Below are 23,411 nucleotides of genomic sequence, written 5' to 3'. Positions count from 1 at the left end.
TAGCCCCCGAGATCTCGAGGCGTCGCTGCCCTGCGTGAGCGTCAGGCCCGTTCCTTGGTTCGTCGGGGTCCGCCGCGCTTGCCGAGATTCCGGAGACGGAACAACTGCAGTGCGCCACCGATCCCCTGACGGAAGAGGGCCTTGACCTCGTCGGGCCGGGCGCGTTCGAGGAAGTCCTCGACCTCGTCCTCGCGGACGGTGCCCGACCGCAGGCGGGTCTCGAGGCGCTCCATGCCGAGCGCGAAGACCATCACCAGCAGGGGGATGAGGATGGCGAGCCAGGCGGTCATGGTGCGCGCATCGTCCCGCACCTCGCCGTGGCGTCACGCACCGGGGGCCCGCCGGGCGTGTCGCGGAACCGATCCGACCAGCGCTTCCACCTCCCGGGCCGAGCGCCGCCGGGCCGCGTCCTACCCTGGGTGGGTGAGCAGGGCAGCCCGCGCCGTCGGGGAGGAGAGCCGACTCGCCCTCGTGCGGCGGGCCCGGCGCATGGACCGTGAGCTCGCCGTCGCACATCCGGACGCGCACTGCGAGCTCGACTTCACCTCGCCGCTCGAGCTGCTCGTGGCCACGGTCCTCTCCGCGCAGACCACCGACGTGACGGTCAACCGGGTCACGCCCGGGCTCTTCGCCCGCTACCCGGACGCGGCGGCGTTCGCCGGGGCGGACCGCGTGGAGCTCGAGGAGATCCTGCGGCCCACCGGCTTCTACCGGGCCAAGGCCGAGTCGGTGACCAAGCTCGGCGCGGCGCTCGTCGAGCGCTTCGACGGCGTGGTGCCCGGCCGCCTGGCCGACCTCGTGACCCTGCCCGGCGTCGGGCGCAAGACCGCGAACGTCGTGCTCGGCAACGCCTTCGACGTCCCGGGGATCACCGTCGACACCCACTTCGGGCGCCTCGCGCGCCGCTTCGCCTGGACGGCGTCGGAGGACCCGGTGCAGGTGGAGAAGGAGGTGGGCGAGCTCATCCCGCGCAGGGACTGGACGATGCTGTCCCACCGGCTGATCTTCCACGGCCGCCGCGTCTGCCACGCCAAGAAGCCGGCCTGCGGCGCGTGCTCGCTGCGGCGCGACTGCCCGTCGGCGGGCGTCGGGGAGAACGACCCGGCGAAGGCCGCGAAGCTCGTCAAGGGTCCCGACGCCGACCACCTCCTCGCCCTCGTCGGCCTCGAGCGGTGACGCGCGCCGAGGTCCGGGCCACCCTCGTGGTCGTGGTGCTGGCCGTCGTCGGCGTGATCGCGCTGTGGCCCCGGGAGTCGGCGGACACCTCGGCGGGCGGTCCCTCCACCGACCCGGCCTCGGTCCTGCAGCCCGCTCCGGGGGCCGGCCCCGACGACCCGGTCGCCCTCGCCGACGCGCGCACGGCCGCCGGTCTCGCGCCCTGCCCGACGCCGGTGCCCGGGGCGGCGCCCGTCGGGGCGCTCGCGGGGATCACCCTCGAGTGCCTCGGCACGCCCGGCCCCGTCGACCTCGCCGCCGCGCTGGGCGGCCGCGACACGCTGGTCAACCTCTGGGCGTCGTGGTGCGGCCCGTGCCGCGAGGAGATCCCGGCGCTCGAGGCCTACGCCGCACAGCCCGGCGCCGTCGCCGTCGTGGGTGTCGACGCCGCCGACCGCGCGACCACCGCGCTCGGCCTGCTCCAGAGCCTCGGTGCCCGGTACCCGTCGGTGAGCGACCCCCAGCAGGTCGTCGGCCCGAAGCTCGGCGCGCCGCCGATCCTGCCGGCGAGCGTGCTCGTGCGCGCCGACGGCAGCGTCGTCGACATCCCGCCGCAGGTGCTGCGCACGCCCGAGCAGGTGCGGGCGGCCGTCGACGCCGCGCGGGGGGCGGCTCGGTGAGCGCGAGCGTCGAGGGCCCGGACGAGCGCGACGACAGTGCCTCCTGCCGTCCCGACGCCGCGCCCGCCTGGCTCGCGACGCTGGTCGAGGCGTGTCGCCGGCTCGGTCCCGACGACGTCCCGTTCCGCCGCCGCCTGCTGGGCACGGCGTCGAACGGGCGGCGTGCCGCGGTCCTCATGCTCTTCGCCGACGCCGGTGGCGGGCCCGAGCTGCTGCTCACCGAGCGTGCCGCGGAGATGCGCTCGCACGCCGGCCAGGCGGCCTTCCCCGGCGGGTCGATCGACCCCGAGGACGCCGGGCCGGTGGGCGCGGCGCTGCGGGAGGCGCAGGAGGAGACCGGCCTCGACCCGTCCGGCGTCGTCCCCCTGCTGACCCTGCCGCCCCTGACCATCCCGGTCACCGGCTTCGCCGTCACGCCCGTGCTCGCCCACTGGGAGCGCCCGTCGCCGGTGTGCGTCGTCGACCCCGGCGAGACCGCCGCGGTGGTGCGCGTCCCCGTCGCGACCCTGGCCGACCCGGCCACGCGCTTCCGCGTCACGGGGCCCTCCGGATACACCGGTCCCGCGTTCGCCGCGGGAGGACTGCTCGTCTGGGGCTTCACGGCGGGCCTGGTGGACTGGATGCTCACCCTGGGCGGGTGGGCGAGACCCTGGGACGGTTCCGACGTGCGTGACCTCGACGAGGTGTGGGCGCAGCGGCACGACCTGAGCGAAGCGACCACAGCGCACCCTGCGCCGACCCGGCCGGACACGGCCGAAGGAGGGCCGATCCGGTGAGCTGGGTCGACGTCGTCGTCGTGCTGCTCGCGATCGCCGCGGGCATCTCGGGCTGGCGCCACGGCCTCGCCGTCGCCGCCCTGAGCTTCCTCGGCGTGCTCGGCGGCGCGCTGCTGGGGCTCAAGATCGCGCCCGCCCTCGTGGACGGCTTCGAGGGCACCACGTCGAAGATCGTCGTGAGCGTCCTGCTCGTCGTCGCGCTCGTCGCGCTGGGCGAGACGCTCGGGGTCTACCTCGGCCGGGCCCTGCGCGACCGCATGCGCCTGCCCGCCGTGCGCACCGTCGACTCGGCGTTCGGCTCGGTCCTCCAGGCGCTGACGGCCCTGATCGTCGCCTGGCTCATCGCGCTCCCGCTGGCCGGCTCGTCGGAGACGGCGCTCGCGTCGTCGCTGCGCGAGTCGCGGGTGCTGGCCGGCGTCGACGCGGTGATGCCCGCGCCGCTGCGCCAGCTGCCGAACGAGCTGCGGGCGCTGTTCGACGCGTCGGGGTTCCCGGACGTCCTGAGCCCGTTCTCGTCCACCCCGATCGCCGACGTGCCCCCGCCCGAGCAGGCGCTCGTCGAGGACCCGGTGGTGCAGCAGGCCCGGGGCAGCGTGCTCAAGGTCCGCGGCCGCGCGCCGTCGTGCCAGCGGGCGCTCGAGGGCACCGGTTTCGTCATCGGCGAGGACCGCGTCATGACCAACGCCCACGTCGTCGCGGGCACCGACGAGGTGTCGGTGGAGGTGCCGACGTCCGACGGCGACGCCCGCACCCGCTCGGCACGGGTCGTCTACTACGACGACGAGGTCGACGTGGCCGTCCTCGCGGTGCCCGGCCTCGACACGCGGGCGCTGGAGTTCAACTTCGCGAGCGCCGACACCGGCGACAACGCCGTGGCGCTGGGCTATCCGCTCGACGGGCCGTTCTCCTCCTCGCCCGCGAAGATCCGCCAGCGGATCCAGCTGCGCGGGCCGAACATCTACGAGAGCGAGACGGTCACCCGCGACGTGTACACGATCCGCGGGCAGGTGCGGTCGGGGAACTCCGGCGGCCCGCTCGTCGACCCCGAGGGCCAGGTGATCGGGGTGGTGTTCGGTGCCGCTGTCGACCAGGGCGACACCGGCTTCGTGCTCACCGCCGACCAGGTCCGCCCGGCCCTCGACGCCTCCCCGAACGCGAGCGGCCGCGTCAGCACCGGCTCCTGCGCGGCCTGACGGGACGACGCACGGGGTGTGTCAGCCTGGCGGCCACGCTGACGTATCCAACTCAGCACGCCGATAGGGTCAGGAAAGCCCCCACGATCAGCCGTCGAGGAAGTCGAGCAACGCGTCGGTGACGTGCTGCGGGGCCTCCTGGTGCGGGAAGTGCCCGACGCCCCCGAGCGCCCGGTGCCGGTGCCCGGCGTCGCACCAGCGGGCCGAGGTGCGCGCGACGCGGTCCGGCACCCATGGGTCGTCGTCACCGTGGATCTGCAGCACGGGCACCGTGACCCGGCGGTCCATCGCGGCGGCGTAGCGCGCGCCGTCCGGCCGGAACTGCGAGCGCACGCTCCAGCGGAAGCCCTCGATCGCGGTGTGGGGCACGCGGGGCAGGAGCATGGCGGCCCGGTGCTGGTCGGCGACCTCGGCGAACTCGGGCGCGGCGGCCCAGTCGGCCCCGGCGCCCGCGCGCAGCATCTCGGCCACCCAGACGCCGTCGTCGCGCCGCGTCCGCCGCTCGGGCAGGCGGGGCGGCTGCAGCGACAGGGCCAGGCGCAGCGCGGGCCCCCGGGGCCGCCGGCGGACGGCGGCGCGCAGGGCGCGGGGGTGGGGTGCCGCGACCGCCCCGACCCGGGACACGACGCCCGGCCGCAGCGTGGCGAGGGTCCACGCGACCGCGCCGCCCCAGCCGTGGCCGACGACCGCCGCCTCCCGCGCCCCCAGCGAGCGCACCAGACCGGCGGCGTCGCCGGCGAGGGTCCACAGGTCGTAGCCGCGCGGCGGACGGTCCGAGTCGCCGTAGCCGCGCAGGTCCGCGGCGGCCACCCGGTAGCCGGCCGCGGCGAGGGCGGGCAGCTGGTGGCGCCAGGACCACCAGAAGCCCGGGAAACCGTGCAGCAGGAGCACGAGCGGTCCCGACTCCGGACCGGCCTCGGCGACGTGCAGCTGCACGCCGTTGGCCGAGACGGTCCGGTGGGTCCAGGGACCGGGGATGTCGGCGGCGGACCCGGAGGTCACGCCCGGGACGGTACTCAGGCGGCGTCGGACCGGCCGCGGCTGAACACCGCGACCGACTCCTTGGCGGTCTCGATGGTCCGCTCGGGCGCCTTGATCTTGCGGACCTTGAGGTAGCCGAGGAAGCCCGCGACGCCGGCCACGATCAGCATGATCCCGAACGTGATGAGGAAACCGGCCCAGCGCTGCTGGTAGTCCCAGATCTGGTTGAAGGCCTCGGCGACGGCGAAGAAGAACCAGAAGAGGCTGAACAGGGCCACCACGCCGGCGACGACGAAGAAGATGCTGCCCTGCACCCCCTTCTTGACCTCGGCGGTGATCTCGGTCTTGGCGAGCTCGACCTCGGCCCGCACCAGGGTCGAGACGTGGGTCGAGACCTCCTTGACCAGCGAGCCGACGGAGGCGTCGCCGTCCTGCCGCACGGGCTCGGCGTTGAGGGGGATCGACGGGACCACCGGCGGGGTGGACGAGCCGCTGGCCGGCTGCTCGGGGCGGGTCACGGGCGCTCCTGGCGGTGTTCGGTCGCTCGGTCCGGGTCGGCGAGCGGGTGCTGAGGTCGGTCATCGTGCCACGTCACCGGTGGTACGCCGCGCCACACGGCCTACCGCCCACTGACCACGGCCGGACCCGGTCTTCCCCCCGACGTCGGTGTGTACTCCGACGGTTCCCTCGAACGGGGTCACTCGCCGGTCGGGCGACGCCGCAGGGCCTTCACCGACCCTTGCCGACGCTTGTTCTCGAGCCGTCGCCGCCGCGCGGCCCGGGACGGGGCGGTGGGCCGGCGGTCGGGCGGGTCCGGGGCGAGCGCGTCGCGCAGCAGCGCGGCCAGGCGGTCGCGGGCGGCGCGGCGGTTGCGGCGCTGGGAGCGGTCGTCGGCGGCGACGACCGTGAGCACGCCGTCGTGGAGACGTCCGGCGAGGCGGGTCAGCAACCGGTCACGATCGTCGTCGCGCAACGGTGCGTGACGCAGGTCCACCGACAGCTCGACCCGCGAGTCGGTGGTGTTCACGCCCTGCCCGCCGGGACCGCTCGCGCGGGAGAAGCGCCACTGCAGCGCCGCCGCGGGCAGCACGACGTCGCGGGCGACCAGGAGATCGCCCGCGACGTCGGTGAGGTCCGGCGGCACGCCGCCAGGATGCCCGCTCAGCTCCGCGGACCCACCGGGAACACGGTGCGGCCCCAGGTGGCGTTCGTGACGACCGCGGCCGAGGCGTACCAGGCGATCAGCGCGGAGAGGAGGCCGACGAACCCGCCGACGGTGGCGATCGCGTCGGCACCGGTGAGGTCACCGACGGCGAGCAGCGAGAAGGTCAGGAACAGCGTGGCGAACACGCCGACCAGCGCGCTGGTGGTGCGCAGCGAGGCGATCAGCATGTACAGCGTGAAGACGGCCCAGCCCACGAGGAAGAGCCCCGTGGCCGTGGTGACGCCCGACTCGGGGACGCCCGAGGCCTCGAGCTCCGGCTCGATGAACTGCACGTAGGCGGCGAAGGCCAGCCAGAACGCGCCGTAGGAACAGAACGCGGTGGCGCCGAACGTGTTGGCCTTGCGGAACTCCCACAGCCCGGCGACGAACTGCGCGATACCGCCGTAGAACAGGGCCAGCGGCAGGACGGCGGGCTCCAGGGCCTCCGGGGCCAATCCTGCGTTGAAGAGGCTCAGCACGAAGGTCGTCAGCGCGAACGCGGCGAGGCCGAGGGGGCCGGGGTCGGCAATGTTCTGTGTGGGATCGGCGGGTGCGGGAGCCCGTTCCGGCGTCGTCCGCGTGGTGCGCTCCTCGCGCATCTCGGTCGTGCTGGACATGGGGGCTCCCCTGGAGTCGGCTGTGTTGCGGGTCACGTGGACCAGGGGCTGCCCACCTTCGCGAACCGGATAATCGAACCCGGCCGACCGGACCGATCCAGGGCCGTTCGGGGGTTGCCAGGGGGACCGTTCGGACGTGTGCGATGGGCTGTGACGTGGGTCGTCGACGGTCTCCTGCGACGATCCCGCCGTGACCGACCCGCTCGAGCCCCTGACCCGCCTCCCGGGTGTCGCCGAGGACGCCGAGGCCGTCCGCGAGGCGCTGACCCGGGTGAACAACCATCGCGCGAACCGCCGGGGCTGGCCCGCCACCTCGGCCGAGGCCCTGGTGCGGGCCGCGCGGGCGTCGGCGGACCTCGACGGCGGTTCCGCCGAGCTGCCCGCCGACGGGCCGGTCGACGACGCCGTGCTCGCCGGGTCGCTGCGGGTGGCCGATGCGCTCGGCGGGCTCCTGTCGGCCTGGCGCTCGGCGCCGCGCCAGGCGCTGGCCCGGCTGCACGTGCTCGCCGCCGCGGACCTGCCCGGGGTCACCGACGACGACCTCGGCCGGCCCCGCCGCGACGCCGGAGTCGGGGAGCGTCTCGACGCCCTGGCCGGCCTCGTCACGGGCGGGACGTCGGTGCCGGCCCCGGTCCTCGTCGCGGTCGTCCACGGGGAGCTGCTGGCGCTCACCCCCTTCCCGTCCGCCACCGGGGTCGTCGCGCGGGCCGCGGCGCGCCTGACCGCCGTCGCGACCGGGCTCGACCCGAAGGGCCTCGCCGTGCCCGAGGTCGGGCACTACCGGGCGGCCGAGGAGTACCGCGCGGCGGCCGCGGGGTTCGCGACCGGGCAGCCCGAGGGCCTGGCCCGGTGGTTCGCGCACTGCGCCGCGGCCTGGCAGGTCGGCGCCCGCGAGGGGTACGGCATCGCGGAGGCCGCGAGCGCGTAGGTCTTCCGGACGGCCGCCGCCGCTGCGGCGTCCGGGCCCGATCCCCGGCCCGACGTGCGACGGGGTTGTCCCCACCCCGCCTGCCGATCCACAGGCGCCGATCCGCTGCTCACGGTGCGGGCCGTCGGGGCGGCAGCGTGCTCCTCGTCGGGCGGTGAGCGGGGAGGACACGGGTGATGGCGACGAGGGCGGGCACGACCGAGCGGCGCGTGGTCGTGATGATCGACGACGAGGAGCTCCTCGACGAGGTCGTGCGGCTCGGGGCCGCGGCGGAGGTCGAGCTCGAACGGGTGCCCGACGCGGCCGCCCTGCGACGGCGCTGGCACGGCGCCACGCGCGTGCTGCTCGACGAGGACGCCGCTCGCGCCCTCGGCCCGCTGCGTCTCGGGCGCCGCGACGGCGTGGTGGTGCTCTGCCGGGGCGAGCCGCCGGGCTCGGTGTGGGAGCGCGCGGTCGGGGTGGGCGCGGAGCACGTCGTGTCGCTGCCCGACGGCGAGGACTGGCTGGTGGCGGCGCTCGCCGATCCCGGAGCGGGGAGCGACGCCGGGCCGGGGCGGGTGGTCGCCGTGGTCGGGGGGCGGGGCGGTGCCGGGGCGTCGGTGCTCGCGGTGGCGGTCGCGGCCGCGGCCGGCGCCCGTGGCACGCGCGTGCTGCTCGTCGACTGCGACCCCCTGGGCGGCGGGCTGGACCTCCTCGCCGGGGCCGAGCAGCTCGGGGGTTTCCGATGGGGCGGTCTCGCGCTGGGCGGCGGGGGAGGCGGCCGGGTCGCCGCGGCGTCGCTGCACGAGGCGCTGCCCTCGCCCGACGGGATGCTCACCGTGCTGTCCTGCGACCGGTCCGGTGGCGGACCCGACCCGGGCGCGGCGGTCGCCGTCGTCGAGGCGGGCCGGCGCGCGGGCGAGGTGGTGGTGTGCGACCTCCCGCGCCACCCCACCGACACCGCGCTCGCCGTCGCCGACGTCGCCGATCTCGTGGTGATGGTCGTCCCCACCGAGGTCCGCGCCGTCGCCGCGGCCGCCCGGGTCGCGGAGCCCCTCGCCGAGCGCGGGGTGGGTCTGCGGCTGGTCGTCCGCGGTCCCGCGCCCGGCGGGCTGGACGCCGACGACGTCGCGCAGGCCCTCGGCCTCGAGGTGGTCGCCGCCGTGTCCGCGGAGCCGGGCCTCGACGCGGCACTGGACCGCGGCAAGGTCCCCGGCCTGCGGGCCGGTCCGCTGCGTGACGCGGCGGGCGCCGTGCTCGACGCGCTCGAGGCCGCCACCGATCGTGGGCGGGCGGCGTGAGCACCGAGGCGGCGCCGGCCGAGCTGGTCGAGCGGGTCCGTACCCGCCTCGTCACCGCGGGCGGCCGGGCCGGTGTCGGTGAGCTGGCGGCGGCGGTGCGGGCCGAGGCGCGGGGGGTCGTCGGCGACGCCGACGTCCTCACCGCCGTGCGCGGGCTGCAGCGCGAGCTCGTGGGGGCCGGGCCGCTGGAGGAGCTGCTGCGCGAGCCGGGGGTCTCCGACGTGCTCGTCACCGCGCCGGACGCGGTGTGGGTCGACCGCGGCGCCGGCCTCGAGCGCACGGCGGTGGTGTTCCCCGACGAGGACGCGGTGCGACGCCTGGCCCAGCGGCTCGCGAGCGCGGCCGGCCGCCGTCTCGACGACGCGAGCCCGTACGTCGACGCGCGGCTGCCCGCCTCCGGGGTGCGGTTGCACGCGGTGCTCGCGCCGGTGGCGGCCGACGGCACGTGCGTCTCGCTGCGGGTGCTGCGCCCGGCCCGCCACGACCTCGCGACGCTCGCGGCCACCGGCACGGTCGACGCGGACGGCGCGGCCCTGCTCCGGGGGATCGTCGCGGCGCGGCTGGCGTTCCTCGTGGTCGGCGGCACCGGGTCGGGCAAGACGACGCTGCTCTCGGCGCTGCTCGGCGAGGTGGCGGCGAGCGAGCGGATCGTGTGCGTCGAGGATGCCGAGGAGCTGCGGCCGGTGCACCCGCACGTCGTGCGGATGGTCGCGCGCCCGGCGAACGTCGAGGGCGCGGGCCAGGTGCTGCTGCGCGACCTCGTGCGCCAGGCGCTGCGGATGCGCCCCGACCGGCTCGTCGTCGGCGAGGTCCGCGGCGGCGAGGTCGTCGAGCTGCTCGCCGCGCTGAACACCGGCCACGACGGCGGGGCGGGCACGGTGCACGCGAACGCGCCGCGCGAGGTCCCCGCTCGGCTGGAGGCCCTCGCGGCCCTCGGCGGGCTCGGCCCGGCCGCGCTGCACAGCCAGCTCGCCGCGGCCGTCCAGGTGGTCCTGCAGGTGCGGCGGGGGCGCGACGGGATGCGCACGCTCGACGCCGTCGGTGTCCTGCGCCGGCGCGACGGGGCGGGCGAGGTCGTCGTGGTGCCGGCGTGGACCCGTGGCGACGGCTGGGCGGTGGGCCGGGCGGACCTCGCGGCGATGCTGCGCGAGCGGGGCGTCGCGCCGCCGTGGGAGGACGCACCCGACCCGCCGGACCCACCGGCTCCCGGGTCGCCGACGCCCGTGACCCCCCTCCGGCCGTCCCTGGCCGTGCCGGTCGTGGCCGGCGTGGCCGTCCTGCAGCGGGCGCCGGCGTGAGCGCCTCGCTCCTGCTGCTGGCCGCGGCCCTCGTCTGCTGGCCGGCGCCGACCGCGCGGGCGCGGCTGGCGAGACCGAGGGTGTCGCGGTCGTCGTCGCCCCGGCGCGCCGCCGACCTCACCGTGCTCCTGCGCCGCCGGGGCGTCCTGCTCCCGGCCGCCGCGCTACTCGGGCTCGGCGTGGCCGGTCCGGGCGGCGCGCTCGCGGCTCTCGTGCTCGCCGCGACGCTGCACCGGCACCGCACGGCCGCGCGCGCCGGGCGCGACCGCGACGCCGCCACGGCGGGGCTCGCCGAGGCGCTGTCCTCGTTCGCCGCGGAGATCCGGGCCGGTGCGCCACCCGCCGCGGCGGCGTCGTCGGCGGGCGCCGACGCCCACCCGGTCGCGGCGCGCGTGATGACGCTGCTCGGCGCGACGGCCCACCTCGGCGGCGACGTCCCCGCCGCCCTGCGGGCCGCACGGACCCGGGAGCCGGCCGTGGCCGCCCACCTCGAGCGCCTCGCCGGGGCGTGGTCGCTCGCGGACCGGCACGGCATCGCGCTCGCCGGGCCCGCCGGCGCCGTGGCCCACGACCTACGGGCCCGCACACGGATGGCGGGCGGTCTGCGGGCACGCCTGGCCGGACCGCGGGCCACCGCGGCGGTGCTCGGCGGACTGCCCGTGCTCGGGGTGCTGCTCGGCGAGGGGATCGGCGCGCGCCCGTGGGCGGTCCTGACCGGGGGCGCCGTCGGGCAGGTGCTGCTCGTCGTCGGCGTCGCCCTGGTGTGCGCGGGGCTCGCGTGGACCGAGCGCATCGTCGCGGGGGTGGCACGGTGAGCACCGCGGTCGGCGCGGCCCTCGCCCTGCTGTCCCTGGCGGCCGCGCTCCTCGCGGCGCCCGGACCCGTCACCGCGCACCACCGGACGGTCCGCACGAGCCCCCGGCCGCGCGAGACGCCGCGTCCGGGCCTGCTGCCCGGGCTGGCGCTCCTCGCCACCGGCGTCGCCCTCACCGCCGCCGGGGCGGTCCTCCCCGGCCTGCTCGCCGGGGCCGCGGGCGCCGCGCTCGCCGTCCTGCTGCCCCGGTGGCGGGCGCGGCGGGCGCGCCCCCGACCCGACCCGCTCGGGCTCGCCGGCGCGTGGGACCAGCTCGCCGCCTGCCTACGCGCCGGGCTCTCGCTGGACCGCGCCGCCCGGGCCGTCGTGCCCGCGCTGCCCCCGGACGCCGGCGAGGCCCTCGGGCGGGTCGCCGACCTCGTCGCCCTGGGCTCGGACCCGTCCGCCGCCTGGGCGCCCGCGCTGGAGTGCCCGGAGACGGCGCGACTCGCCCGGGCGGCGCGGCGGTCGGCGCGCAGCGGCGCAGCGGTCGCCGACGTCGTGGAGGCCGTCGCCGCCGACCTGCGCGCCGAGGCCGCTGACGCCGTCGAGGCGCGCGCCGAGCGGGCGGGCGTGCTCGTCACCGGTCCGCTGGGCCTGTGCTTCCTGCCGGCGTTCCTGGCCCTGGGGATCGTCCCCGTGGTCGTGGGGCTCGCCGGACCGCTGCTGGAGCAGCGATGAGACCGCCCGCCCCGCCGGGGCGTGGGAGGAGAGGAGAACGCCATGAACGCACCTGCCCGACGGTCGGCGCCCGGCGTGGCCGGCCCGGTCCGGCTCCGCGAGCGCCTGGCGCATCTACGCGACGACGACGCGGGCATGTCGACCGCCGAGTACGCGATCGGGACGATCGCCGCCGCGGCCTTCGGGGCGCTGCTCTACACGGTGGTCACCAACGACGCGATCCTCGGGGCGCTCACCGGCATCGTGCAGCGGGCGCTGACCAGCACCTTCTGAGCACCGACGCCGGGTCGGTGACCGTCGAGGCCGCGTTCGCGGTCGGCACGCTCGTCGTGGTGCTGGCCGTGGTCCTCGCGGCGATGGGTGCGGTCGTGCTCCAGCTGCGGTGCGTCGACGCGGCCATCGAGGCCGCGCGTCTCGGGGCCCGTGGCGACGTCGACGGCGCCCGGCGGGCGGCGGAGCGCCTGCTGCCCGCCGGCGCGGAGGTCGGGGTGGAGGTGCGCGGGGACGACGTGGTGGTGCACGTGCGCGCGGCCCCGCTGGGCTCGGCGCTGCCGGGTCTGCGGGTCGGCGCGGAGGCGCTGGCCGCCCGTGAGCCCTCGCCGGTGGCGCCGGCCGAGGGCCCGGATCCGCTCCCCGGCGGGCCGGGGACCGACGTCGGCGCCGAGCCGGCGTCGGTCCCCCGGTCGGCTCCGGAGGCGGGGTCGGATGCGGCTCCGGAGGCGGGGTCGGATGCGGCTCCGGATGCGGGGCCGGCCGCGGTGTCCGATGCGGTGTCGGACGCCGCGCCCCGCACGACGACGGGCGGTCCACGGTGAGCGGTGCGGCGGGCGGTCGACGAGCGGTCGGCGACAGCGGCCCCGAGAGCGGCCCCGAGAGCGGCCCTGACAGCGGCCCCGACGATGGCTCGGCCACCGTGCTCGCCGCGGCCGCGGTGGGGGTCCTCGTGTGCCTGCTCGGGCTCGGCCTGCAGCTCGGGGCGGCCACGCTGGCACGTCACCGGGCGGAGTCGGCCGCCGACCTCGCCGCGCTCGCCGGCGCCCGCGAGGCCGTACGCGGGGCCGACGTCGCCTGCGGCCGCGCCGCCGGGATCGCGGCGGGCAACGGCGCCCGCCTGGTGAGCTGCGCCGTCGAGGGCTGGACGGTGATCGTCGTCACGGCGAGCCCGTGCGGCTGCCTCCCGAGCGTGTCCGGCGACGCGACCGGGCGAGCCCGCGCGGGTCCGGTGGCGCAGGGGACGACCCCGTCCGGCGTCCCGGCGATGACCGGGGGCGACCGCGAGGTGAACGTCCCGGGACGAGCGGAGGTCGGCCCCGGGTGAGCGGTGACCCGGTCGAGCAACCGGGCGCGGGCCTGCTGTTCGTCGCGCGCTCGCCCGCTCGACGGGGCCGACCGTGACGCTCGGCGTGTGATCACGGCCGATGAGCGATGACGGGTGGCGAAGCAGCGTGTGCAGGCCGTTACTGGACACATCACACCGGGAGCAGGAACCGGTCCAGGAGGAAGCCGATGCAGTGGTGGGACAGCTATCGGGCCGTCTACGGCACGGAGCTCCGTGCCGAGGCCATGGTGCTCGCCGACCACGGCTGGGCTGTCGTCCCGGGCACCTTCCCGCAGGGTGAGGTCTGGAGCGGGTGCCCGGACGCGTCGCAGGACGGGCCGTGCCCCGTGGTCGACGATTGGGCCCGGCGGGCGTCGACGGACTGCGACCAGATCGCCGAGTGGTGGTCCGGCCTTCCGTACTCGATCCTCCTGCCCACCGGCCTGACCTTCGACGTGCTCGAGGTCCCGGCCACGGTCGGGCGGCGGGCCACCGCGGTGCTGCGCGCGGTCGGCGTGCCGGTGCCGATCGCGGCGACGCCGACCGGCGAGTGGCTGTTCCCGGTCGGGGCGGGCGAGCCCCTCCGTCCGGACCTCGCCGAGCGCGCCGGCATCGTCCTGCACGGCCGCGGCAGCTGGTTCGCCGCGCCGCCGTCGACCCATCCGCAGGGTTCGGTGCACTGGCGGGTCCGCCCGTCGGCCTGCGGTTGGAACCTGCCCGACCCGTTCCGCGTCCAGGACGCGCTGGCCGAAGCCGTCGCCCAGCGTCCGACCGTCGCGGGCGGCGGATCGACCTACCGCCTCGCCACCGTGGCCACCGGGGTCCGCTCCTAGACGCTCGGCGGCGACACCACCACAACTCCACACATCGGGTCCCCTCCCGGGCGACGCCGGACCAGCGAGGCCAGCACGACCGGCCGCGCGCCCGTCGCCCACCCGGACTCCCGTACGCCGACGCGCCGGTCCACCCGTCGCGACCGGCCGGCGGTCGGGCCGGAGAGGACCCCGCGGCGGTGGGCCGCCGCGACCGCGTCGCAGCCCACCGCCGCCACCAACGGCGCCGCAGGCCGGGTCGAGAGACTCCCCGGCCTGCGGCGTACAAGACCTCGCCGCGGGTCGGGCGGACCCCGAACCCCCGACCCGCGGCGGAGCCAAGCCCCGAGATGCTGCAGCGAACGTGCTGTTCGCTGCTTCTACGCGCCCGAACTCCCCGTTCGCTCCGCCGGATCAGCCCGCCGGGTCCTCGGCGAGCCGCCCCAGCACCGCGTCGAGCACCAGGATCGCGCCGGCCTTGTCGAGCGGGTCGTTGCCGTTCCCGCACTTCGGCGACTGCACGCACGACGGGCACCCCGAGGGGCACTCGCAGTCGGAGATCGCGGCCCGGGTCGCCGTGAGCCACTCGCGCAGGGCCTCGTGCGCCCGGTCGGCGAAGCCCGCGCCGCCGGGATGGCCGTCGTGCACGAACACCGTGGGGTGGCCGGTGTCGGGGTGCAGGGCGGTGGAGACGCCGCCGATGTCCCAGCGGTCGCAGGTCGCCACCAGCGGCAGCAGCCCGATCGCCGCGTGCTCCGCGGCGTGCAGCGCACCGGGCCACCGCGCCGGCGCCAGACCCGCCGCGAGCAGCGCGGTCTCGGTGAGCGTGTACCAGACCGCCCGGGTCCGCAGTGACCGTGCGGGCATGTCCAGCGGCGTCGAGTCCAGCACCCGGCCGGACGGGAGCTTGCGCAGGTAGCCGACCACCTGCTCGGTGACCTCGACCGACCCGAGACAGACCTGCAGGTCGCCGAACGCCGAGCACTCCTCGGTCTCCTCCACCGAGATGTCGATCACCGTGCGCGCCTGGGTCGTCCACTCCGGGTCCTCGGCGTGCACGTGCGCGAGACCGTCGTCGAGGTCGAGGGTGTCGACGACGTAGCTCTCGCCCTGGTGCAGGTGCACCGCGCCGGGGTGGACGGTGGCGGGCGCCGTGCCGGGGTCGACGGTGCCGAGCATCCGTCCCGTCTCGGTCTCGACGAGCACCACCTGCTCGCCGCCGCTGCCGCGGATGTCGACGCCCGCGTGCGGCCGGTCGGTCGGGTGCGACCAGAACCATCCCCCGCGCCGGCGCCGCAACAGTCCCTCGGCCACGAGGTCGTCCACCACCGCGAGCGCCGCCGGGCCGCCCAGCGCGTCCACGTCGTCGCGCGTCAACGGGATCTCCGACGCCGCGCACGCCAGGTGCGGCGCGAGCACGTACGGGTTGGTGGGGTCGAGCACGCAGCGCTCGAGCGGTGCGCCGAGCATCGCCTGCGGGTGGTGCACGAGGTAGGTGTCGAGCGGGTCGTCGCGGGCCACCAGGACCACCAGGGCGTCGTCACCCGACCGCCCGGCCCGGCCCGCCTGCTGCCAGAACGACGCCCGCGTCCCCGGGAAGCCGGCGACCACGACGGCGTCGAGCCCCGCGATGTCGACCCCGAGCTCGAGCGCGTTCGTCGTCGCGACGCCCCGCAGGGCGCCGGTGAGCAGCGCCTGCTCCAGCTCCCGGCGCTCCTCGGGCAGGTAGCCGGCCCGGTAGGCGGCCACCTGCGCCGCCAGCTCGGGGTCGACCTCGGAGAGCACGCGCCGCGCCCCGAGCGCGGTCAGCTCCGCCCCGCGCCGCGAGCGCACGAAGGCCAGCGACCGGGCCCCCTCGAGGACGAGGTCGGCGAGCATCCGGGCGGTCTCCGCCCCCGCCGAGCGCCGCACGGGCGCCCCGTTCTCGCCGGTGACCTCCTCGAGCAGCGGCGGCTCCCACAGCGCCACCGCCCGCGCCCCGCGCGGGGAGCCGTCGTCGGTGACCTCCACCACGTCCAGCCCGGTCAGCACCGAGGCGGAGGCGGCGGGCTCGGACACCGTCGCCGAGGCCAGCACGAACGTCGGGTGCGCGCCGTACCGCGCGCAGACCCGCCGCAGGCGGCGCAGCAGCAGCGCGACGTGCGAGCCGAACAGCCCGCGGTAGGAGTGGCACTCGTCGATCACCACGTAGCGCAGGCGGCGCAGGAACGTCGTCCAGCGACCGTGCCGCGGCAGGACCCCGCGGTGGAGCATGTCGGGGTTGGTGAACACCCAGTTGGCGTGCTGGCGGACCCAGTCGCGCTCGGGGATCGGGGTGTCGCCGTCGTAGGACGCGGCGCGGACGCCGTCGATGCGCAGGTCGTGGACTGTCCGCAGCTGGTCGGCGCCGAGCGCCTTCGTCGGGGAGAGGTAGAGCGCGGTCGCGCGGGGGTCGGTGTGCAGGCGCGTGAGCACCGGCAGCTGGTAGGCCAGCGACTTCCCGGACGCGGTGCCGGTGGAGACGACCACGTGCTCGCCGGCCCACGCGTGCTCGGCGGCGGCGGCCTGGTGGCCCCAGGGGCGGGTCACCCCCCGGGCCAGGAACGGGGCGCGCACCGTCTCGGGGACCCAGTCCGGCCATCCGGTGGGACGTCCGTCACGCGCCGGGACGATCTCGGCGTGGGTCAGCGGGCTCTCGCCGGACGGGGTGCCGGCGAGCACCCGGCGCAACAGGCGCGCTCCCCGGGTGTCGTCGGGGAGGGGATCGAGGCCGTCCTCGAGCCGCTGACCAGTCCCCACGCGATCCGACCCTGACACAGCCCCCGTCCCGGCGCTCTCGTTCGTGAAAGAAACACACCTCACAGCACTCGGGGGAACTGCTGTGCGACCGGGTGACGCGCACCTCCTACACTGCGGCACCTGTCCACCACCCGGTGTATCGGGTCGGTGGCTGATCATCACGCGCCGAGGTCGTCGCCGTGCGGCCTGGCCGGGCGCGTCGAAGTGAAGTGCCAACCGGGAGGCTGGATGCAAGCGTCCGTCCTCGCCGCGGGGATCACGTTCTCCGCCGGCGACAACATCGTGGTCATCGTGGTGGCGGTGGTCGCCGTCATCGCGCTGGTCATCGGCGTCGTCCTGCGCCAGCAGGTCCTGGCGGCCGACGAGGGCACGCAGGGCATGCGTGACATCGGCCGGGCCGTACAGGAGGGCGCGAGCGCCTTCCTCACCCGCCAGTTCAAGACGCTCGCCCCGTTCATCGTCGTGGTCTTCCTGGTGCTCTTCGCACTGCCGGCGACCAGCACCGGCGAGCTCATCGGCCGCTCGGTCGCCTTCGTCGTCGGGGCCCTGTTCTCGATGGCGATCGGCGCGCTGGGCATGAACCTCGCGACGCAGGCCAACATCCGCGTCGCGGCGGCGGCCAACGAGCCCGGCGGGCGCGACAAGGGCGCGAAGATCGCGTTCCGCACCGGCGGCGTGGTCGGCATGGCCACCGTCGGCCTGGGCCTCCTGGGCGCGGCGATCGTCGTGCTGATCTTCGTCGAGGAGGCCCCGCGCGTCCTCGAGGGCTTCGGCCTCGGTGCGGCCCTGCTCGCCATGTTCATGCGTGTCGGCGGCGGCATCTTCACCAAGGCCGCCGACGTCGGCGCCGACCTCGTCGGCAAGGTCGAGCAGAACATCCCCGAGGACGACCCGCGCAACGCCGCGACCATCGCGGACAACGTGGGCGACAACGTCGGTGACTGCGCCGGCATGGCGGCGGACCTGTTCGAGTCCTACGCGGTGACCCTGGTCGCCGCCCTGATCCTCGGCTCGGTCGCCTTCGGCACGCTCGGCCTGACGTTCCCGCTGATCATCCCCGCGATCGGTGTCATCACCGCGATCATCGGTGTGTTCATCACGCGCACCCGCGAGGGCGAGAACGCACTGCGCGCGATCAACCGCAGCTTCTACATCTCGGCGATCATCTCGATCGTGGCCTGCTCGTTCGCGGCCTTCTACTACCTGCCGTCGAGCTTCGCGGAGCTGCCCGGCGTCGACGCCTCGCGCATCGGCGACCTCGCCGCCGCCGGCAGCCCGGAGGTCATCGCCGCCGTCGCCGTCGTCATCGGCATCGTGCTCGCGATCATCATCCTGTCGCTGACGGGCTACTACACCGGCACCGAGACCCAGCCGGTCAAGGACGTCGGCACGAGCTCGCTCACGGGTGCCGCGACGGTCATCCTCGCCGGCATCTCGGTCGGCTTCGAGTCGGCGGTCTACACGGCCATCGTGATCGGTGCCGCCGTCTACGGCGCGTTCCTGCTCTCGGGCTCGGTGTTCGTGGCCCTGTTCGCCGTGGCCCTCGCCGGCACCGGCCTGCTGACCACGGTCGGCGTCATCGTCGCCATGGACACCTTCGGTCCGGTGTCGGACAACGCGCAGGGCATCGCCGAGATGTCCGGCGACGTCGAGGGCGCCGGCGCCGACATCCTCACCGAGCTCGACGCGGTCGGGAACACGACGAAGGCGATCACCAAGGGCATCGCCATCGCCACCGCGGTGCTCGCCGCGACGGCGCTGTTCGGGTCGTACAACGACGCGATCACGCAGGCCTACGCGGAGGCCAACCAGGCCATCGGGGACATCTACAACATCACCGCCCCGAACCTGCTGGTCGGCGTGATCATCGGCGCGGCCGTGGTGTTCATGTTCTCGGGTCTCGCGGTCAACGCCGTGTCCCGCGCCGCCGGCGCGGTCGTCTACGAGGTGCGCCGCCAGTTCAACTCGATCCCCGGGATCATGCAGTACCGCGGCGGCCAGGGTGAGGGTCGTCCGGAGTACGGCAAGGTCGTCGACCTCTGCACCCGGGACGCGCTGCGCGAGCTGGCCACCCCCGGCCTGCTCGCGATCCTCGCCCCGATCGCCGTCGGCTTCGGCCTCGGCGTCGGCCCGCTGGCGGGCTACCTCGGCGGCGCGATCGCCGCGGGCACGCTGATGGCCGTGTTCCTGGCCAACTCCGGTGGTGCCTGGGACAACGCCAAGAAGCTCGTCGAGGACGGCAACCACGGCGGCAAGGGCTCCGACGCCCACGAGGCGACGATCATCGGTGACACCGTCGGTGACCCGTTCAAGGACACCGCCGGCCCGTCGATCAACCCGCTGATCAAGGTCATGAACCTGGTGTCGGTGCTGATCGCCCCGGCCGTCGTGACCCTGTCGGTGGGCGTGGACGCCAACCCGGCCGTCCGCATCACCATCGCCGTCGTCGCCCTCATCGGCATCGCCGTGGCGATCTACGTGTCGAAGCGCCGCTCGACCGCGATCGCCGACTCCAACCAGGACGCGGCGGCTCCCGCCCAGGCCTGACGCGGGTCAGCACGTACTGAGCGAAGGGCCCCTTCGGTCGATCTACTCGACCGAAGGGGCCCTTCGCTCGTTCCCACGAGGCGCCGCGGAGCGACGCCGACGGTTCGAGCGCGTCGCAGCCGCCGTCCGTTCGAACGCGTGTTCTAGGCTCCGCGGCCGTGGGGCAGCTGTCGTTCTACTCGGCCGACGCCCGCCCGCGCGCCCTGACCGACCTCGAGGGCCTGCTGTGCGGGCCGGGGCGCGCGGAGATCTTCGGTCGTGGGTCGGCGGCGCGGCTGAAGATCGTCCTCGGGCCGGAGCCGGAGCCGGAGGACGACGAGGAGGACGACGAGGACGGCGGGGAGGACGTCGCCGACGCGCCGCCGGACGACACGCCCGGACCGGCGCCCGAGATCCACGACCCCGAACCGGTCCCCGCGCTCGACCCGGACGAGCTCGCCCACCTCGACCTCGACCCCGACGAGATCGCCGCGCTCCTCGGGCGAGCGGGCGGATTTCCTGACACCGAACGTCAGCGAGGCCCCCACGCTGGAACACACGCCGACCCCGCGACGGGCCACGACGCCGGCGTGTCGCCGCAGCGAGCGTGTGGCGATCCTGGCGTGAGACGCCAGGAAAGCCGCATTGCTCGCACGGCCGTCGACGACCCGCTCCTGACGTGGCGCGCGCGGGCCCTGTGCTGCGCGCTGCGGGCCCGCGGGGTGCCGGCCGAGGTCGGGCACACCGGGGACGGGCGACCGGAGGTGCGTACCGCGTTCCGGGCCGACCTCGTGGACCTCGCCCAGGCCTGGACCTGCGGCGGGGGAATGAAGACGGTGCCCGAGGAGTTCGAGCTGGACGGACCCCGGCTGCGGCTGTGGGTGCTCGCCGCCGGCACGCTCGACGGGCGGGCCTACACGCTCGGGCTGGACCCGGACGCGCCGGGATCGCGTGACCGTCTGCTCACGGCGAGTCGCGACGCGGGTCTCGGAGCGATCCTGGCGGGCGCGGCGCGGACCCCCGTGCTGCGTATCGTCGGGAAGCGCAGGCATGGTCGTCTCGGTGAGCTCGTGGGCCGACCGCCCCGCGATCTCGCGGACGGTGTCTGGCCGGTGTGAGCCCGGCGATACCGGCCGGCGAGACCCCTGGACGGCCCGGTGACCAGCACCGATCGGTTCGGTAACGGAGCCGCTCGGAGATCCGATGACCACCATCACCACCCCCGTGTCACGGCGTCGACACCGGTCGCGCCTGGCGCGGGTGACACCGTGAGGCACACTGGCGGCGAGTGGCGACCCGCCATGAGTACGACGAGACGAGGCATGCCCGTGGCACCGACGAAGGGCTCGACGACGGCACGCAGCGCGACCACCGAGGCCGAGACGACTCCGGGGACCACCTCCGGGAACGGCTCCGGCACGCGCGCGAAGTCCGGCGCCAAGTCCTCGGGAGGCGGCCGGAAGACCGGCCGTGGCGGCGCGACACCGGCCGGCGACGGCGGCCGGCGGCTCGTGATCGTCGAGTCGCCCGCGAAGGCCCGCAAGATCGCCGACTACCTCGGCTCGCGCTACATCGTGGAGTCGAGCCGCGGTCACATCCGCGACCTGCCGCGCGGCGCCGCCGACGTCCCCGCCAAGTACAAGGGCGAGGCCTGGGCCCGCCTCGGCGTCGACGTCGACAACGCCTTCGAGCCGCTCTACATCGTCACCCCGGACAAGAAGTCGACGGTGACCGAGCTCAAGGACGCCCTCAAGGAGGTCGACGAGCTCTACCTCGCGACGGACGGCGACCGCGAGGGCGAGGCCATCGCCTGGCACCTGCTCGAGACGCTGAAGCCCAAGGTCCCGGTCCGGCGCATGGTGTTCCACGAGATCACCGAGTCGGCGATCCAGGCCGCGGCGGCGAATCCCCGCGAGCTCGACAAGGACCTCGTGGACGCCCAGGAGACGCGGCGCATCCTCGACCGCCTCTACGGCTACGAGGTCAGCCCCGTGCTGTGGAAGAAGGTCATGCCGAAGCTCTCGGCGGGCCGGGTGCAGTCGGTGGCGACGCGCGTCATCGTCGAGCGTGAGCGCGAGCGGATGGCGTTCGTGTCCGCCGGCTACTGGGGCATCGACGCGCAGCTGCGGGCGCAGAAGGCCCAGGAGACCGGCAACACGCCGACCTTCAAGGCGGCGCTGACGGCGGTCGACGGCGCCCGCGTGGCCACCGGGCGCGACTTCGACTCCCTCGGGCAGCTCAAGACCCAGGACGTGCGGCGCCTCGACGAGGGCGACGCCCGCCGCCTCGCCGAGGCCCTCGCCGACCGGGACTACGCGGTCTCCTCGGTGGAGGAGAAGCCCTACACGCGCAAGCCCTACGCGCCGTTCATGACCTCCACGCTCCAGCAGGAGGGTGGACGCAAGCTGCGGTTCTCGGCGGAGCGGACGATGCGCACCGCGCAGCGGCTCTACGAGAACGGCTACATCACCTACATGCGCACGGACTCCACGACGCTGTCGGAGACCGCGATCAACGCCGCGCGCAACCAGGCCCGCGACCTCTACGGCCAGGAGAACGTCGCCGAGAAGCCGCGCCAGTACACGCGCAAGGTCAAGAACGCGCAGGAGGCCCACGAGGCGATCCGCCCGGCGGGCGAGACGTTCCGGACCCCCGGCCAGGTCGCGAACGAGCTCTCCGGCGACGAGTTCCGCGTCTACGAACTGATCTGGCAGCGCACGATCGCGAGCCAGATGCGTGACGCGCGCGGCACCACGATGAGCGTGCGGATCACCGGCACGGCCGCCACGGGCGAGGAGTGCACGTTCTCGGCGTCCGGGCGCACCATCACGTTCCCCGGCTTCCTGCGGGCCTACGTCGAGACCGTCGACGAGCTCGAGGGCGGCCAGGCCGACGACGCCGAGTCCCGCCTGCCGCGCCTGGCCGAGGGCGACGCACTGTCCGCCGACGAGCTGACCCCCGAGGGCCACAGCACCAACCCGCCGGCGCGCTACACCGAGGCGAGCCTGGTCAAGACGCTCGAGGAGCGCGGCATCGGCCGCCCCTCCACCTACGCGTCGATCATCAACACCATCCAGGAACGCGGCTACGTCTGGAAGAAGGGCAGCGCGCTCGTCCCCAGCTGGATCGCGTTCGCCGTGATCGGGCTGATGGAGCAGCACTTCGGGCGGCTCGTCGACTACGACTTCACTGCCGCGCTCGAGGACGAGCTCGACGCCATCGCGGCCGGCGACGCCCAGCGCGAGACGTGGCTGTCGCACTTCTACTTCGGCGGCAACGGCAGCTCGCCGAAGGGCGACGGGGTCGAGGCGTCGATGTCGAACCTCGGCGGGCTCAAGAAGCTCGTGGGCGACAAGCTCGAGGGCATCGACGCCCGCGAGGTCAACTCCCTGCGGATGTTCGCCGACTCCGACGGCCGCGACGTCGTCGTGCGCGTCGGGCGCTACGGGCCGTATCTCGAGCGGATCGTCAGCGAGAACGGCGAGGAGAAGTCCCAGCGGGCCAACCTGCCTGAGGACCTCCCGCCCGACGAGCTCGACCTCGCGCACGCCGAGGAGCTCTTCGCGACCCCGCAGGAGGGGCGCTCGCTGGGCACCGATCCCGAGTCGGGCCACGAGATCCTCGCCAAGGAGGGCCGCTACGGGCCCTACGTCACCGAGGTGCTGCCGGAGGGCGACAAGTCCAAGCCCCGCACCGGCTCGCTCTTCGCGTCGATGACGCTCGCCGAGATCACCCTCGCCGACGCGCTGAAGCTGCTCAGCCTGCCGCGCGTGGTCGGCACCGACCCGGAGTCGGGCGAGGAGATCACCGCCCAGAACGGGCGCTACGGGCCGTACCTCAAGAAGGGCAAGGACTCCCGGTCGCTGGACAGCGAGGACAAGCTGTTCACGGTGACGCTGGAGGAGGCCCAGAAGCTCTACGCGCAGCCCAAGCAGCGGGGCCGCGCGGCCGCGAAGCCGCCGCTCAAGGAGCTGGGCAAGGACCCGGCGTCGGGTGAGCCGATGGTCGTCAAGGACGGCCGCTTCGGCCCCTACGTCACCGACGGCACCGGCGTGAACGCCTCGCTGCGCAAGGGCGACGACGTCGAGACGCTCACCGACGAGCGGGCCGCCGAGCTGCTCGCCGAGAAGCGGTCCAAGGACGGCACGAAGCCGGGCGCGAAGAAGGCGCCGGCGAAGAAGGCCCCCGCGAAGAAGGCCGCGGCGAAGGGCGGCACCGCGAAGGGCGGCACCGCGAAGAAGGCGCCGGCCAAGTCGGGCACGGGCACGAAGCGCGGGACGCCCACCAACTGACGCCCACCGGCTGAACGACGAGCGGGACCCGTGTCCTCG

22 protein-coding genes are annotated in these 23,411 nt (G+C 75.5%); 16 read left to right on the top strand and 6 right to left on the bottom strand.

The features are described 5' to 3' along the window. Nucleotides 1–41: 41 nt before the first annotated feature. Entirely contained in the window at nt 42–290 is a 249-nt protein-coding gene (locus WCD41_RS08415; protein ID WP_133826455.1) for a hypothetical protein, read from the bottom strand. Nucleotides 291–489: 199 nt separating this feature from the next. Here WCD41_RS08415 and nth point away from each other — a divergent pair, with 199 nt between their 5' ends. Genes nth through WCD41_RS08395 form a run of 4 tightly spaced genes read left to right on the top strand, consistent with a single transcriptional unit; the run spans nt 490 to nt 3,804 of the window. After that, on the top strand, nt 490–1,176 hold the full coding sequence (nth, locus tag WCD41_RS08410; RefSeq protein WP_337713342.1) for an endonuclease III: 687 nt from the start codon (nt 490–492) through the stop codon (nt 1,174–1,176). Further along, nucleotides 1,173–1,835: a TlpA disulfide reductase family protein gene (locus WCD41_RS08405; protein ID WP_337712955.1), complete on the top strand. Its 663-nt coding sequence runs from the start codon at nt 1,173–1,175 to the stop codon at nt 1,833–1,835. The genes nth and WCD41_RS08405 overlap by 4 nt, the downstream gene beginning before the upstream one ends. Then, complete coding sequence (locus tag WCD41_RS08400) at nt 1,832–2,611, top strand: NUDIX hydrolase (RefSeq protein WP_337712954.1); 780 nt, start codon at nt 1,832–1,834, stop codon at nt 2,609–2,611. Before WCD41_RS08405 ends, WCD41_RS08400 begins: the two co-directional genes overlap by 4 nt. Further along, nucleotides 2,608–3,804, top strand: coding sequence for a MarP family serine protease (locus tag WCD41_RS08395; protein ID WP_337712953.1), 1,197 nt, complete (start codon nt 2,608–2,610; stop codon nt 3,802–3,804). Before WCD41_RS08400 ends, WCD41_RS08395 begins: the two co-directional genes overlap by 4 nt. An 87-nt stretch (nt 3,805–3,891) precedes the next feature. Here WCD41_RS08395 and WCD41_RS08390 read toward each other — a convergent pair whose 3' ends face one another. From WCD41_RS08390 to WCD41_RS08375, 4 genes are all read right to left on the bottom strand, one after another. Then, nucleotides 3,892–4,806 (bottom strand): alpha/beta fold hydrolase, encoded by a 915-nt coding sequence (locus WCD41_RS08390; protein WP_337712952.1) that lies wholly within the window; start codon nt 4,804–4,806, stop codon nt 3,892–3,894. 14 nt (nt 4,807–4,820) lie between these two features. Beyond that, on the bottom strand, nt 4,821–5,303 hold the full coding sequence (locus WCD41_RS08385; protein WP_337712951.1) for a phage holin family protein: 483 nt from the start codon (nt 5,301–5,303) through the stop codon (nt 4,821–4,823). Nucleotides 5,304–5,482: 179 nt separating this feature from the next. Continuing rightward, nucleotides 5,483–5,929, bottom strand: coding sequence for an alternative ribosome rescue aminoacyl-tRNA hydrolase ArfB (gene arfB / locus WCD41_RS08380; RefSeq protein ID WP_337712950.1), 447 nt, complete (start codon nt 5,927–5,929; stop codon nt 5,483–5,485). A 17-nt stretch (nt 5,930–5,946) separates the two neighbouring features. Next, nucleotides 5,947–6,606: an acetate uptake transporter gene (locus WCD41_RS08375; RefSeq protein WP_337712949.1), complete on the bottom strand. Its 660-nt coding sequence runs from the start codon at nt 6,604–6,606 to the stop codon at nt 5,947–5,949. Between the two features lie 190 nt (nt 6,607–6,796). Between WCD41_RS08375 and WCD41_RS08370 the strand changes: the two genes are divergently transcribed. From WCD41_RS08370 to WCD41_RS08330, 9 genes are all read left to right on the top strand, one after another. Then, entirely contained in the window at nt 6,797–7,534 is a 738-nt protein-coding gene (locus WCD41_RS08370) for an oxidoreductase (RefSeq protein WP_337712948.1), read from the top strand. A 176-nt stretch (nt 7,535–7,710) separates the two neighbouring features. Then, entirely contained in the window at nt 7,711–8,814 is a 1,104-nt protein-coding gene (ssd, locus tag WCD41_RS08365; RefSeq protein WP_337712947.1) for a septum site-determining protein Ssd, read from the top strand. Further along, nucleotides 8,811–10,112 (top strand): TadA family conjugal transfer-associated ATPase, encoded by a 1,302-nt coding sequence (locus tag WCD41_RS08360; RefSeq protein WP_373695087.1) that lies wholly within the window; start codon nt 8,811–8,813, stop codon nt 10,110–10,112. Before ssd ends, WCD41_RS08360 begins: the two co-directional genes overlap by 4 nt. After that, entirely contained in the window at nt 10,109–10,927 is an 819-nt protein-coding gene (locus WCD41_RS08355) for a type II secretion system F family protein (protein ID WP_337712946.1), read from the top strand. The genes WCD41_RS08360 and WCD41_RS08355 overlap by 4 nt, the downstream gene beginning before the upstream one ends. Continuing rightward, entirely contained in the window at nt 10,924–11,646 is a 723-nt protein-coding gene (locus tag WCD41_RS08350; RefSeq protein ID WP_337712945.1) for a type II secretion system F family protein, read from the top strand. The genes WCD41_RS08355 and WCD41_RS08350 overlap by 4 nt, the downstream gene beginning before the upstream one ends. 42 nt (nt 11,647–11,688) lie before the next feature. Next, on the top strand, nt 11,689–11,919 hold the full coding sequence (locus tag WCD41_RS08345; RefSeq protein WP_337712944.1) for a DUF4244 domain-containing protein: 231 nt from the start codon (nt 11,689–11,691) through the stop codon (nt 11,917–11,919). Between the two features lie 17 nt (nt 11,920–11,936). After that, complete coding sequence (locus WCD41_RS08340) at nt 11,937–12,461, top strand: TadE family type IV pilus minor pilin (protein ID WP_337712943.1); 525 nt, start codon at nt 11,937–11,939, stop codon at nt 12,459–12,461. Beyond that, entirely contained in the window at nt 12,458–12,964 is a 507-nt protein-coding gene (locus tag WCD41_RS08335) for an Rv3654c family TadE-like protein (protein ID WP_337712942.1), read from the top strand. The genes WCD41_RS08340 and WCD41_RS08335 overlap by 4 nt, the downstream gene beginning before the upstream one ends. A 188-nt stretch (nt 12,965–13,152) precedes the next feature. After that, nucleotides 13,153–13,797 (top strand): bifunctional DNA primase/polymerase, encoded by a 645-nt coding sequence (locus WCD41_RS08330; protein ID WP_337712941.1) that lies wholly within the window; start codon nt 13,153–13,155, stop codon nt 13,795–13,797. Between the two features lie 393 nt (nt 13,798–14,190). Here WCD41_RS08330 and sftH read toward each other — a convergent pair whose 3' ends face one another. Continuing rightward, a complete protein-coding gene (gene sftH, locus WCD41_RS08325; protein ID WP_373695086.1) occupies nt 14,191–16,554 on the bottom strand; it encodes a DEAD/DEAH box helicase in 2,364 nt (787 codons plus the stop codon). Nucleotides 16,555–16,782: 228 nt separating this feature from the next. Here sftH and WCD41_RS08320 point away from each other — a divergent pair, with 228 nt between their 5' ends. The 3 genes from WCD41_RS08320 (at nt 16,783) to topA (ending at nt 23,372) form a co-directional block, all read left to right on the top strand. Then, nucleotides 16,783–19,101, top strand: a complete 2,319-nt coding sequence (locus WCD41_RS08320) for a sodium-translocating pyrophosphatase (protein WP_337712940.1) — start codon at nt 16,783–16,785, stop codon at nt 19,099–19,101. Between the two features lie 158 nt (nt 19,102–19,259). After that, on the top strand, nt 19,260–20,198 hold the full coding sequence (locus tag WCD41_RS08315; protein WP_337712939.1) for a hypothetical protein: 939 nt from the start codon (nt 19,260–19,262) through the stop codon (nt 20,196–20,198). Between the two features lie 204 nt (nt 20,199–20,402). After that, the gene (topA, locus tag WCD41_RS08310; protein WP_337712938.1) at nt 20,403–23,372 is read left to right on the top strand and encodes a type I DNA topoisomerase; all 2,970 of its coding nucleotides are present in this window, start codon (nt 20,403–20,405) and stop codon (nt 23,370–23,372) included. The last annotated feature ends 39 nt before the right edge of the window (nt 23,373–23,411 follow it).

Source organism: Actinomycetospora aeridis, from assembly GCF_037400275.1.
GTDB lineage: Bacteria > Actinomycetota > Actinomycetes > Mycobacteriales > Pseudonocardiaceae > Actinomycetospora > Actinomycetospora aeridis.
The sequence above is the reverse complement of the archived record's forward strand: the minus strand, read 5'-3'. Positions and strand labels throughout refer to the sequence as shown.